This window comes from Micromonospora sp. BQ32, from assembly GCF_059358895.1.
In genome coordinates this window covers 158150-170650 of record NZ_JCADBI010000006.1, presented here as the reverse complement: position 1 = coordinate 170650, position 12501 = coordinate 158150, and the positions used below count along the sequence as shown (strand labels likewise).

Below are 12501 nucleotides of genomic sequence, written 5' to 3'. Positions count from 1 at the left end.
CGAGTGGGCCCGACCAACGTGACCGGGGAGGAGTGCCGTGCCGCTCTCGGAGCACGAGCAGCGGCTGTTCGAGCAGATCGAGCGGTCGCTTGCCGAGGACCCCAAATTCGCCTCGGCCGTGCGCGCCAGCGATCCGCGCTTCCATGCGCGGCGTCGCCTGCTCGTCGCCGCCGGCGTCATCATCGCTGGCTTGGCTCTACTGGTCTATGGCGCGGTGATCAAGACTCCACCACTGGCGGTGGCGGGCTTCGTCGTCATGCTGGCGTCGGCCGCGTTCGCGGTGCAGTCGCACCGGCGGGCGCAGTCACCCGACCTGCACGTGGTGGGCGGCACGACGAGTCGTCGTCGTCCCCGCGGTGGCCGATCCGGTCGCCGGTCGTCAATCCTGGACCGCATGGAGGACAGGTGGCGGCAGCGCCCGGAGGGGCACCGCTGAGCCGGTCCCGCCGCTGAGGCGGGCCGTACGCCGCGACGAGCGGTCGCCGGGCACAGCCCCCGGCGACCTCCGTCGTATCCGCGCGCCCTTCCCCGGCTGCCCACTCTCCGCATGATCGTGCTCGATCCTGGATGTAGTGGCATCGTGCGCCAGGGACCTTTTTCCTGGATCAAGCGCGATCTTGGGTGGTCGTTGAGCCGCCGCTCCATGCCCGGCCCGGCCCGGCCCGGCCCGGCCCGGCCCGGCCCGGTGTGGCCCGGCCCGGCGTTGCCACCCATGATCACTTGATGGTGAGCAGTCGCCAGAAGCTGTCGGCGACTACCGGTCATCGAGTGATCATGGGTGGTGCAGTGGCCGAGCGGGTTTCGGTCAGCGAGTTGCCCGGTCGGCCAGCAGTCGTCGAGGGTTCCACCGCAGCAGTCGGTACCGGGCGAGCCCGGTGAGCGCCACCATCCGGCCGGACCTGTCCGCCAGGCCGGTGCGCCACCGCAGCAGCACTGAGGGCGGCAGCACCGCGGCGAGCAGCCGGGTCCGTCGGTCGGCCCGCGCGGCGAGCGCCCCACGGACCGCGCGTAGCGCCGGCAGCAACCGCTCACCGGTCAGTGGATCGCGCGCGTAGCGGGCCCGCTCCTCCGCCCGGCCGAGCAGCCGCGCCGAACCGATCGCGTCGTCGTCGTCGAGGGCGTCCCGGACCAGTCGGTCCGCGGTCGCCCGGGGCGTCTCGGTCGGATCGACCGGGACCCGGAAGTCCACCAGCGTGTCGAGCAGCTCCGCCCAGGCGGCGTGCGCGTCCGCGCGGGCCCGGCTGGCGTCCACGCCGACCACCACCGGTCGCGTCCCCGGCTCGCTGTTCCCGTCGACCCTGGCGGCGGCCATCGCCCCGCTCACCGCGCCGCCACCCCGTCGGCGGCGCAGAGCCATCCGGCGCAGTGCGGGCACCGCGAGCAGCACCAGCAGGGCCACCAGGCCCGCCGCCCACCAGGGCCAGACCGGCGGCTGCTCGTTCGGCGTCGTCCCGCCGAGAGCCAGCCCCTCGTCGGCGTCCCGGTCGGCGTTGTCCGGCCCGGCCGGCCCGGCCGAGGCTTCCGGCCCCGTCGGGGTGTCGGTGACGCCGGTGTCCGGGCTGGTCGGCTCCGGCGCGTCAGTGTCCGGTGCCCAGGCCGACCGGGTGGAGCCGGGCACCCCGTACGCCGGGGTGGCGTCGAACGGCACCCAACCGGCCCCGTCGAAGTAGACCTCGGTCCAGGCGTGCAGGTTGAGGTTGGTCAGCGTGAAGGTGTCACCGTCGCGCTTGCTGCCGTTGGTGAACCCGAACGCCACCCGGGCCGGGATGCCGGCCGAGCGGACCAGCCAGGCCATCGCGGCGGCGTACTGCTGGCAGTAGCCGACCTTGTTGGTCAGGAAGTTGACGATGTCCTGACCGCTGCTGCCGCTCTCGGTGCTCAACTGGTACCTGAAGCCGTTGTCCGCCGAGAAGTGCTGGTAGATCCCCAGCACCCGGTCGTAGTCCGTGCGCTTGCCCTGGATCAGCCCCTTGACCAGCTCCTCCACCTCGGGCACCGGCCCGGGGGTGGCGGTCATCTGTCGGCGTACGGGGTGGTCGGTGGGCAGTGACTGCGCGGCCCGCAACGCCGCCGGCGTGAAGGTCGAGCGGACGTAGTCGAAGGAGTACTTCCGACCCCGGGAGTTCTCCCGGTTGGAGAAGACGACCTGCTGGTTGGTGTCGTAAAGCCAGTTGTCGCTGAGGTCGTCGGTGCGGGTCGGCTCGGCGTACACCGGCATCAGCGACATGCTCAGGCTCTTGGTGACCTCGACGGTCGCCTGGTAGGTGGTCTGCTGCACGCCTCGACCGGCCCGGTCGGCCGGGTTCGGCAGGTCCCGGTTGACCGACCGGCCGCTGGGGTTGCGCGCCTGGAAGCCAGCGGGGCGCAGCTCGTCGGCGACCGCGTAGCGCAGGTAGAACGGGTTCGGCTCGGACGTGGTCACCTTGACCAGGTCGGCCACCTGGGACTGGTTGAGCTGGCCGGCGAGTGAGGCGAACAGGTCGATCCGACCCGACGTGCCGCCCGAGCCGGACCCGTTGCCGCCGCCGTTGCCCGGCCCCCGGCTGAGCGAGTCGAGCAGCCCGCCGGTCATCCCGGGCACCGCCAGCGGCAGCGCCACCGCCAGGGCCACCCCGACCGCCGCGAGCCGGCGGCCGGCGGCCGGCGGGGAGGCCTCCCACACGTCGACGTCGCGGCCGTCACCGGTGAACCGGCGGCCGAAGCGGCGTACCCGGTCGACGTTGTCGGTGACCAGCAGCCAGAGGTAACCAGCGGCCCCCACCACGAACGGCACCGCGGGGACGCTGTCCACGTAGACGGCGACCGGCACCGAGTAGATGGCAAGCATCGGCAGCCCCGCCAGTGCCGGCCGGCGCAGCCCCACGGCCAGGAGGTCCACCAGGATGGCGACCCCGCCGACGCCGAGCACGGCGATGAACAGCAGTGGGTCGGTGTCCGGGACCTCGACCCCGTACGAGCGCATGTCCTGCATGGAGCCGGCGAGCAGGTCGCCGAAGTACGCGACCGTGCCCGGGGTGGGCAGGATCGCGAGCAGCTCCTCGCCGCTGGGGAACAACCAGGTCAGGGCGAGCATCAGGCCGGCCAGCATGCCCAGCACCTGACCCCACAGCGGTGCCCGGGCGAGTCGGGTCAGCGCGGCCACCCCGGCCACCACGGCGACCGCGATGATGGACTCGATCAACCACGTCCAGCCCTGGAAGATGGCCGACAGCGGCGCGGCGGCCAGCAGCGTGGCCGCGGCCGCGACCACGCCGATGTTCCGACTGCTGATCATGATGGGCGCCTTCCGTTCATCGCACACCGCCGGCGACGGTCTCGGCCAGCGCGGCCCGCAGGGCGAACCCCTGGGCCCCCCGACCGGCCTGCGGCCACAGCGCCGGTAGTCGGCCGCCATGGTCGACGCCGACCACCCGCCAGCCACTCTGCAGCATGGCGAGGACGGCGGCGGCGTGGGCGTGCTCCGCCTCGGCCCGGGCCTTCTCGGGCAGGCTGAGCCAGGTGGAGCTGTTCAGGAGGAAGCCGACGCAGGTGGCGCCGTTGCCGCGCAGCCCGGCCAGCAGCTCCGCCTCGGCCACGCTCACCGTGCCGAACAGGCCGATGATCAGACCGCCGTCGGCGCGTTGGCGGACCCGCTGCACGAGGCCGGTGACCTCGGCGCGCTGATCCAGTCGCACCTCCGCGAGGTGGTCGAGCAGCGCCCCGTCCCCGCCGGCCTCCGAGGCGTCCACATCCGCCCCCGAGCCAGTGACCAGGCGTAACTTGTAACCGGCCTGCCGCAGGTGGACGGCGATGCTCGCGGCGGCCGAGACCGACCACTCGAAACTGGCCGTCGGGCCCTCGCCGCGGTGGCCGTAGGCCCGGGTGTCCAGGACGACGGTGGCCCGGCTCTCCCACGGCTGCTCCTCGCGGCGCACCATCAGCTCGCCGGTGCGGGCGGTGGACTTCCAGTGCACCCGGCGCAGGTCGTCGCCGCGCCGGTACTCCCGGGTCGCCGCGTCGTCCTCACCGTGCACCGCCACCGAGCGGGCCCGGCTGTCGCCGCTGCCCGCGTACTCCCCGGGAAGCCGGACCGACGGCAGCGGGGTGACCTGCGGGATGACCGTCAGGTGGTCGGTGCTGGGGAAGGACCGGGTGAGCTCACAGAGGCCGAACGGGTCGGTCATCCGGACGACCAGCGGGCCCACGTCGTAGCGGCCCCGCACGTCGGCCCGCACCGTGTACGCCACGGAGCTGGCCTGGTGCGCGCCGAGCCGCTCCAACACCACCCGGGGCCGGCTGCCCAGCGCGTAGGGCAGCCGGTCCTCCAGGAGCAGGGTGCCGGTCGGCAGCCGGGAGAGGTTCTGTAGGCGCAGCACCACCCGGGAGTTGGCGCCGACCGGAACCCGGTGCGGGTCCAGCGAACGGTTGCAGGCCAGCTTGTAGCGGCTCCGCCCGACGTAGGCGGCGGCCAGCAACGGCAGGATGGCCAACAGCACAGCCACCCGGAGCAGGTCCTTCTCGCCGAGGATGCCGGCCGAGATCGCCGCCGCGACCGCAGCGGCGAGGAAGGACCGCCCGCGGGTGGTCAGCCCGCGTAGCCCGGCACGCACGTCATGGCCTCCGCGGCTCGTAGGGTGCGCGACCGTTGCCGGTGGCGGGGGGCCGGGTGTCGTACGGGTTGCGCTGCCGGTCGTGTGGCAATGGCAGGCGGTGCACCAGCTCGGAGACGATCGCGTCGGTGGTGCGTCGGGCGAGCTGCGCGTCGGCCGTCGGGATGATCCGGTGGGCGAGCACCGGCACCGCCAGGGCCTGCAGGTCGTCGGGGAGGACGTAGTCGCGGCCCTCCAGGGCGGCGACCGCCCGGGCGGTGCGCAGCAGTTGCAGGGTCGCCCGGGGGGACGCGCCGAGCCGCAGGTCGGGGGCTTCGCGGGTGGCGGTGACCAGGTCGATCGCGTACTGCTTGACCGCGTCCGCGACGTGCACCTGCCGGACGGTGGCGATCAGCTGCCGGACGATGGCCGCGTCGGAGACCGCCCGCAGCTCGTTCAGCGGGTCGGTGGCGCCGTGCCCGTCGAGCATGGCCAGCTCGGCGTTGGAGTCCGGGTAACCCATCGCGATGCGGGCGGTGAACCGGTCGCGCTGCGCCTCCGGCAGCGGGTAGGTCCCCTCCATCTCGATCGGGTTCTGGGTGGCGATCACCATGAACGGGGTCTGGAGCTGGTACGTCACCCCGTCGACGGTGACCTGCCGCTCCTCCATGCACTCCAGCAACGCCGACTGGGTCTTCGGCGAGGCCCGGTTGATCTCGTCGCCGACCACCAGGTTGGCGAACACGGCACCCGGACGGAACTCGAAGTCGTGCGTCTCCTGGTTGTAGACGCTGACCCCGGTGACGTCGCTGGGCAGCAGGTCGGGGGTGAACTGGATCCGCCGCACGGTGCAGTCGATGGACCGCGCGAGGGCCTTGGCAAGCTTGGTCTTGCCGACACCCGGGACGTCTTCGATCAGGAGGTGACCCTCGGCGAGCAGGACGGCCAGGGCGAGCCGCACGGTGGCGGTCTTACCCTCGATGACCTGCTCGATGTTGGCCACAATGGCCTCGCTGGCGGCGCGGAACTCGTCGTGCGGCAACAGGCCGCCCACCTCGTCCCAGGTCTGTTGTGTCACGGGCCTCCTCCTCGTCGCCGTCACGGCAGCTCTGTAGAGAGCACCTGGACCCGCCGTTGGGTTCGCGACGTCGAGCCTCGTTTGCCGCAGGAATCTCACTAGTCTCTCAGGCTAACCATGTTTGTCGTTATCGCCGACCCCCGCAGGTAGTCCGTCGGTTACGCACCGATATTCGCCAGCTCGGGGGAACGGGTTCGACCCGTGGCGGGGGCCGGCAGGACGAACCCTGGGCGAGGTACACTGCGGGCATGGCCGGAGTCTTCCTGCTTCTTACCGGGCCGTGCTGATGCGCTGAACGCAGCGACAGCACGGCGGCCCCTCCTGCGCGAGGGGCTTTTTTGTGCCCGCCGCCGGCCCGGCCCGGTGGTGCCGAGACGAAGCGAAGCGAAGCGAGGAGAGACGATGAGTGAGGCAGCCGCACCGGCGGGCGACATCCCCCCGTTCCGGTACACCGCGGCCCTGGCCGACGAGATCGAGATTCGTTGGCAGGACACCTGGGCGCGCGAGGGCACCTTCCACGCACCGAACCCGACCGGCCCGCTGGCCGACCCGACCCACCCGCGCGCCGGCGCGGAGAAGCTGTACGTGCTGGACATGTTCCCGTACCCCTCCGGAGCGGGCCTGCACGTCGGCCACCCGCTGGGCTACATCGGCACCGACTGCTACGCCCGCTACCAGCGGATGGCCGGCCGCAACGTGCTGCACGCGATGGGTTTCGACGCGTTCGGCCTGCCCGCCGAGCAGTACGCGGTGCAGACCGGCACCCACCCCCGGACCACCACGGTCGCGAACATCGAGCGGTACAAGGCGCAGCTGCGCCGGCTGGGGCTGGCGCACGACGAGCGCCGTTCGGTGGCCACCATCGACACCGACTTCTACCGCTGGACCCAGTGGATCTTCCTGCAGATCTTCAACTCCTGGTACGACCGCGACGCCGGCCGGGCCCGTCCCATCGCGGAGCTGATCGCCGAGTTCGAGGGCGGTAACCGGCCGACCCCGGACGGCCGCGCCTGGGCCGAGATGAGCGTCGCCGAGCGCCGCCAGGTCGTCGACGACCACCGCCTGGCGTACGTCTCGCAGGCGCCGGTGAACTGGTGCCCAGGGCTGGGCACCGTGCTGGCCAACGAGGAGGTCACCGCCGACGGCCGTTCCGAGCGGGGCAACTTCCCGGTCTTCAAGCGCAACCTGAAGCAGTGGATGATGCGGATCACCGCGTACGGTGACCGGCTGCTGGACGACCTGGACAGCCTGGACTGGCCCGAGCCGATCAAGCTGATGCAGCGCAACTGGATCGGCCGCTCCACCGGGGCCCACATCGACTTCCCGACCTCGGCGGCGCCGGTGCGGGTGTTCACGACCCGCCCGGACACCGTCTTCGGCGCCACCTACATGGTGCTGGCCCCCGAGCACGAGCTGGTCGACACGCTGGCCTCGGTCAGCTGGCCGGACGGCACGAGGGACGCCTGGACCGGCGGGCACGCCAGCCCCCGGGAGGCCGTCGAGGCGTACCGCAAGGCGGCGGCCGCCAAGACCGACGTCGAGCGGCAGTCCGACACCAAGGAGAAGACCGGCGTCTTCATCGGCGCGTACGCCACCAACCCGGTCACCGGTGGGCAGATCCCGATCTTCATCGCCGACTACGTGCTGGCCGGCTACGGCACCGGCGCGATCATGGCGGTGCCGGCGCAGGACGAGCGGGACTGGGCGTTCGCCGAGGTCTTCGAGCTGCCCATCGTCCGTACCGTGCAGCCGTCGGAGGGCTTCGACGGCAAGGCGTACACCGGGGACGGCCCGGCGATCAACAGCGCCGCGCCCGAGCGCGGCCTGGACCTGAACGGCCTGGGGGTCACCGACGCCAAGGCGGCGATCATCGCCTGGCTGGAGGCGAACGGGCACGGCACCGGCGCGGTGACCTACCGGCTGCGCGACTGGCTGTTCTCCCGGCAGCGGTACTGGGGCGAACCGTTCCCGATCGTCTACGACGAGACCGGCGCGGCCATCGCTCTGCCGGAGGAGATGCTGCCGGTCGAGCTGCCGGAGGTGGACGACTTCTCCCCGAAGACGTTCGACGCCGACGACGCGAACAGCAACCCGGAGACCCCGCTGTCGCGGCGGCGCGACTGGGTCGAGGTCGAACTGGACCTGGGTGACGGGCCGAAGCGCTACACCCGGGAAACCAACGTGATGCCGCAGTGGGCCGGCTCCTGCTGGTACGAGCTGCGCTACCTGGACCCGACCAACAGCGAGCGGTTCGTCGACGCGGAGAACGAGCGGTACTGGATGGGCCCGCGCGCCGACGGTGACTGCGGGGGCACCGACCTGTACGTCGGTGGCGCCGAGCACGCCGTGCTGCACCTGCTGTACGCGCGGTTCTGGCACAAGGTGCTGTTCGACCTGGGGCACGTGTCGTCGTTCGAGCCGTTCCGCAAGCTGTTCAACCAGGGCATGATCCAGGCGTACGCGTACACCGACTCGCGCGGCAGCTACGTGCAGGCCGAGGAGGTCTTCGAGCGCGACGGCGCCTACTACCTGGGTGACCTGGCGGTCAACCGCGAGTACGGCAAGATGGGCAAGTCGCTGAAGAACGTGGTGACCCCCGACGACATGTGCGCCGCCTACGGCGCGGACACCTTCCGGGTGTACGAGATGTCGATGGGCCCGCTGGAGGTCTCCCGCCCCTGGGAGACCCGGGCGGTGGTCGGCTCGTACCGGTTCCTGCAGCGGGTGTGGCGGGCCGTCGTCGACGAGCAGACCGGCGCCCTGCGGATCACCGAGGACCCGGCCGACGAGGCGACCCGCCGGCTGCTGCACAAGGTGATCGACGGGGTCCGTGCCGACATGGACGGCATCCGGTTCAACACCGCGATCGCCAAGCTGATCCAGCTGACCAACGGCCTGACCGGGCTGTCGGCGACGCCCCGCGAGGTGGCCGAGCCGCTGGTGCTGATGGTGGCGCCGTTCGCCCCGCACCTGGCCGAGGAGCTGTGGCGCAAGCTGGGCCACGACACCTCGCTGACCTACTCGGACTTCCCGACCGCCGACCCGGCGCTGCTGGTGGCCGACACGGTGACCTACCCGGTGCAGGTCAACGGCAAGGTCCGTGGCCGCATCGAGGTCCCCGCCGACGCCTCGGAGGAGGTCGTCCGCGCGGCGGCCCTGGACGCGGTGGCGGCGACCCTGGACGGCAAGGAACCCCGCAAGGTCATCGTGGTCAAGGGCCGGATGGTCTCGGTCGTCGCGTGACGCCCCCCTCCGCGATCTTGCAGTTTCGGTCGCCGGTTGTCCTTTGCGTCCAGGATTGCCGGGACAGGAACTGCAAGATCGCGGGGATGTGCGAGGGGCGGGGGTCAGGTCGTCAGGGCTGCTGTCACCGGGGCCCGGTTTGTTCGGAGCCAGTCGTGGCAGCGGCGTACTGCGTCGGCCACGCCCGCGTCGCGTAGCCGGCGCATGCCCGGCTCGTCGCGGTCGGCGCCGGCGTCGATGCCCCGCCAGGTGCCCTCGATCTGGTCGAGCATGACGTCGAGCAGCTCAACCCGGTCCAGCGTCAGCCGGACCGCAGCGGGCGGCGCCGACTCGTAGGCGTCGCAGAGGACCCGGCAGCGGCGACCCAGCTCGGTCGGATCGGCGCCCTCGCCCAGCGCGGACCAGTGCCAGCCGGCGAACGCCACGTCCTCGATCCGCCGGCCCGGCCCGGCCAGGTCCCAGTCGAGGAACGCCACCGGCAGCGGCCCGGTCGGCGAGTCCCGGTACACCGTGTTCTTCGGGGACAGGTCGCGGTGGCACACCGTCTCGGCGTCGCCGGCCAGCGCGGTGCCCGCACACGCGTCGTGCAGCCGCCGGATCAGCTCGGCCAGCCGCACCAGCGCCGGGTCGGCGAAGAACGCCCGGTCCTCGCGGTCCCGCCACGGCACCCGCCCCGCGACGTAGCTCAGCATCTGCCGGCCGCTCGCGTCGACGCCCAGGTTGCGGGGCGCGAGGTCAGCGCCCACCCGGGTGAGGTGGTCCAGCAGCGGGCCGACGAGGTCCAGGTTGGCCGGCGGCGTACGCCGTACCGTGTCGCCGACCCGGACCACCTCGGCGATGAAGCCACCGGCGAGTGGCTGCTCGTCGCTCATGTCGGCACGGACAGGCGGCGGCGTTCGGCGCGCCACCACTGGTGGATGAGGACCAGGCTGGCGATCAGGCCGAGGCTGGCCGGGGCGGCGGCGTACCAGTTGACGTGGCCGGGGGAGCTGACCGCCGCGCCGATCGCCGCGTAGCCGAAGGCGGTCGGCGCGGACGCGATCACGCTGCCGGCCAGGAACGGCAGCACTCGGGCGCCGGTCGTTCCGTAGCCGTAACTGACCAGCCCGAAGCCGGCGATCGGCAGTAGCCGGACGGTGACCACACCGAGCACGCTCTGCCGGGCGAACCAGCCGTCGAGGCGGGCCAGCCGGCCGCGGACCCGTTCGGCGACGAACTCCCGACCGAGCAACCGGCCGACCGTGAACCCGATCGCCGCGGCCACCAGCGCGGCGCCCAGGGCGTACGCGGCACCCTCCAGGGCACCGAAGATCGCGCCTGCGGCGAGGGTGATGAAGGTTCGGGGCACCAGCGCGACGAGCAGCAGCGCGCCCCCGAGGATCGCCGCCACCGGGGCGAGGTCGCCCAGTCGGTCGGCGACCAGCGGCAGCTGCGCCGGATCCGGCCGGGGGACGAACAGCAGCAGTAACCCGCAGCCGCCGATCAGCAGCACGAGCAGGGCGAACCGGGCGGCCGACGGCTGCCGGAACAGCCGCCGGACGGCACGGATCATGCCCGGGCGGCGGCCACCGCGGAGCGGCGCTCGTTGCGGAGCCGGTCCGACCAGGTGTCGTCCAACGGCGGGAGCTGGTGTGCCCCGGTGGCCCAGCGCAGCAGCAGGTCGGCCAGGGCCGGGTTGCGAGCCAGCGCCGGCCCGTGCGAGTAGGTGCCCAGCAGCTTGCCGCGCCACGCCCCCTCGGTGGCGCCGTCGTTGCCCACCCCGGCGGTGACCCGGGCCAGCGGGGAGACCTCCGGACCGAGGTGGGTGCGGCCGCCGTGGTTCTCGAAACCGGTCAGCGGGGGCAGGCCCAGCCGGGGGTCGATCTCACCGGCCAGCTCGCCCACGGCCCGGCTCTCGCCCCGGTCGGACCGCAGGTCGAGCAGCTCCAGCCCGCGGCACTGCACGCCCTTGGCGAAGAACGAGGTGCCGAGCAGCTGGTAGCCGGCGCAGACGCCGAACACCACGGAACCCTGGGCGACCGCGCGGTGCAGGCCGCCGTCGGCGAGCAGCCGCTGCGCGCCGAGCGCCTGCGGGCCGTCCTCGCCGCCGCCGACCAGGTAGATGTCGGCGGTCGCGGGCAGCCGCTCGTCGGAGCGGACCTCCAGCACCTCGACCGGCATCCCGCGCTGGCGGGCCCGGCGGGCGAGGATCAGGGCGTTGCCCCGGTCTCCGTAGGTGGAGAGCAGGTCGGGGTAGATCCAGACGATGCGCAGACTCTCAGATGACACGGTCCAACTCCGCTCGGATGTCCTGGAACGCGGTGTAGTTCGCGATGACCTCCAGCCGCCCGGGCGGGACCGACCGGAGCGCGTCGTCGAACGTGCGGACGTGCTGGAACGGCACGTCGTTGACGTCCAGCCGAACCGCCAGGTCGTACGCCCGGTCGCCGGTGATCAACACCTGCCGGCCACGGAGCGGGGCGAAGTCGACGTCGTAGAGCCAGGAGGTGTCCAGGCCGTCGGGGTCGCGCGCGTTGATGGACAGCAGGGTCGGCGCGTCGTCGGCCATGTCGAACGCCTCCAGCCAACTGGCCGGGTTCTTGGCCAGCAACAGCCGGATGTTGCGCCCGTCCTTGTCGACCTGGGCGTAGCGGCCGGCCACCGAGGTGACGATGCCGAGGCGGGACACCGCGTCGACCGGACGGACGCCGAACTCGGCGGCCACCGCCAGCGCGGTCGCCGCGTTGCCGAGGTTGACCTTGCCGGGTAGTTGGAGGGAGACCTTGTGCCAGGCGCCGGTGGGGTCGAGCACACCCTCGTCCTCGACGACCCAGTGTGGCTCCGGTCGGCGCAGCGGGCAGCCGGTGCACCACCACTGCTCGCCGGAGCGCTGGATGGTGGAGCCGCACTCCGGGCAGACCCAGGAGTCGTCGTGCCAGCGCTGGCCGGCACTGAACCACGTCACGTGCGGCGGGTTGATGCCCCGGGCGGGGTCGCCCGGCGGGGTGGCGGCCCACACCACCAGCGGGTCGTCGGCGTTGGCCACCACCCGTACGTCGGTGTGCCGGACCAGCGCCGCGCGCCAGAGCTGCGCCATCATGGCGACCTCCTTGGCGCGGTCGAGCTGGTCGCGGGAGAGGTTCAGCAGCGCGACCACGTGCGGCTCGGTCGCCTCCAACACCTGGGCCAGGTAGTGCTCGTCGACCTCCAGCACCGCGTACGGGGTGCTGCCGGCCTTGGCCAGCGCCGAGGTGTGCCCGCTGGGCATGTTGGCGCCGAACGAGTTGGTGGCGACCCGGCCGAGCACGCCGACCGCGGCCGAGGTCAACCGGGTGGTGGTGGTTTTGCCGTTGGTGCCGGAGACGAGCGCGATCGCGCGCCCGGCCGACAGGTGGGCCAGCAGGTCCGGGTCGATCTTCAGGCCGATCCACCCGCCGATCACCGAACCGTCGCCACGGCCGGCGGCCCGGGAGAGCGCCGCGGCGGTCCGTGACACGGAGCTGGCCACCTTGGCCCGTAGGGGCATTTTCGCGTCCGTCACGCGAGCGAGGTTACCGGACCGCCGGCCCCACCAGATCGCCGCCGACGGTGAACCGTTCGGCCGTGGTGGCTGCGCGGGCGGCCGGGTCGGCG

9 protein-coding genes are annotated in these 12501 nt (G+C 72.6%); 2 read left to right on the top strand and 7 right to left on the bottom strand.

From position 1 onward, the window contains the following. Nucleotides 1-37: 37 nt before the first annotated feature. Nucleotides 38-436 carry an SCO2097 family morphological protein gene (locus AC5L30_RS14825; protein WP_030334542.1) on the top strand — a complete coding sequence of 133 codons (399 nt, stop codon included), beginning with the start codon at nucleotides 38-40 and terminating at the stop codon, nucleotides 434-436. A gap of 369 nt (nucleotides 437-805) precedes the next feature. Here the strand turns inward: AC5L30_RS14825 and AC5L30_RS14820 are convergent, their stop codons facing one another. Genes AC5L30_RS14820 through AC5L30_RS14810 form a run of 3 tightly spaced genes read right to left on the bottom strand, consistent with a single transcriptional unit; the run spans nucleotide 806 to nucleotide 5646 of the window. After that, entirely contained in the window at nucleotides 806-3274 is a 2469-nt protein-coding gene (locus AC5L30_RS14820; RefSeq protein WP_494867824.1) for a transglutaminase TgpA family protein, read from the bottom strand. Between the two features lie 16 nt (nucleotides 3275-3290). Continuing rightward, nucleotides 3291-4589, bottom strand: coding sequence for a DUF58 domain-containing protein (locus tag AC5L30_RS14815; protein WP_494867823.1), 1299 nt, complete (start codon nucleotides 4587-4589; stop codon nucleotides 3291-3293). 1 nt (nucleotide 4590) lies between these two features. Further along, a complete protein-coding gene (locus AC5L30_RS14810) occupies nucleotides 4591-5646 on the bottom strand; it encodes an AAA family ATPase (protein WP_355494220.1) in 1056 nt (351 codons plus the stop codon). Nucleotides 5647-6048: 402 nt separating this feature from the next. Here AC5L30_RS14810 and leuS point away from each other — a divergent pair, with 402 nt between their 5' ends. After that, entirely contained in the window at nucleotides 6049-8889 is a 2841-nt protein-coding gene (gene leuS / locus AC5L30_RS14805) for a leucine--tRNA ligase (RefSeq protein ID WP_494867822.1), read from the top strand. A gap of 104 nt (nucleotides 8890-8993) precedes the next feature. On the opposite strand, the gene AC5L30_RS14800 is transcribed toward leuS, so the two are convergent. Genes AC5L30_RS14800 through AC5L30_RS14785 form a run of 4 tightly spaced genes read right to left on the bottom strand, consistent with a single transcriptional unit; the run spans nucleotide 8994 to nucleotide 12394 of the window. After that, nucleotides 8994-9761 carry a phosphotransferase gene (locus AC5L30_RS14800; protein ID WP_494867821.1) on the bottom strand — a complete coding sequence of 256 codons (768 nt, stop codon included), beginning with the start codon at nucleotides 9759-9761 and terminating at the stop codon, nucleotides 8994-8996. Continuing rightward, nucleotides 9758-10441, bottom strand: a complete 684-nt coding sequence (locus AC5L30_RS14795) for a TVP38/TMEM64 family protein (protein ID WP_494867819.1) — start codon at nucleotides 10439-10441, stop codon at nucleotides 9758-9760. The genes AC5L30_RS14800 and AC5L30_RS14795 overlap by 4 nt, the downstream gene beginning before the upstream one ends. Beyond that, nucleotides 10438-11157, bottom strand: coding sequence for a type 1 glutamine amidotransferase (locus tag AC5L30_RS14790; RefSeq protein WP_091407683.1), 720 nt, complete (start codon nucleotides 11155-11157; stop codon nucleotides 10438-10440). The genes AC5L30_RS14795 and AC5L30_RS14790 overlap by 4 nt, the downstream gene beginning before the upstream one ends. Then, nucleotides 11147-12394, bottom strand: a complete 1248-nt coding sequence (locus AC5L30_RS14785) for a MurT ligase domain-containing protein (RefSeq protein WP_091407686.1) — start codon at nucleotides 12392-12394, stop codon at nucleotides 11147-11149. Before AC5L30_RS14785 ends, AC5L30_RS14790 begins: the two co-directional genes overlap by 11 nt. Nucleotides 12395-12501: the final 107 nt, after the last annotated feature.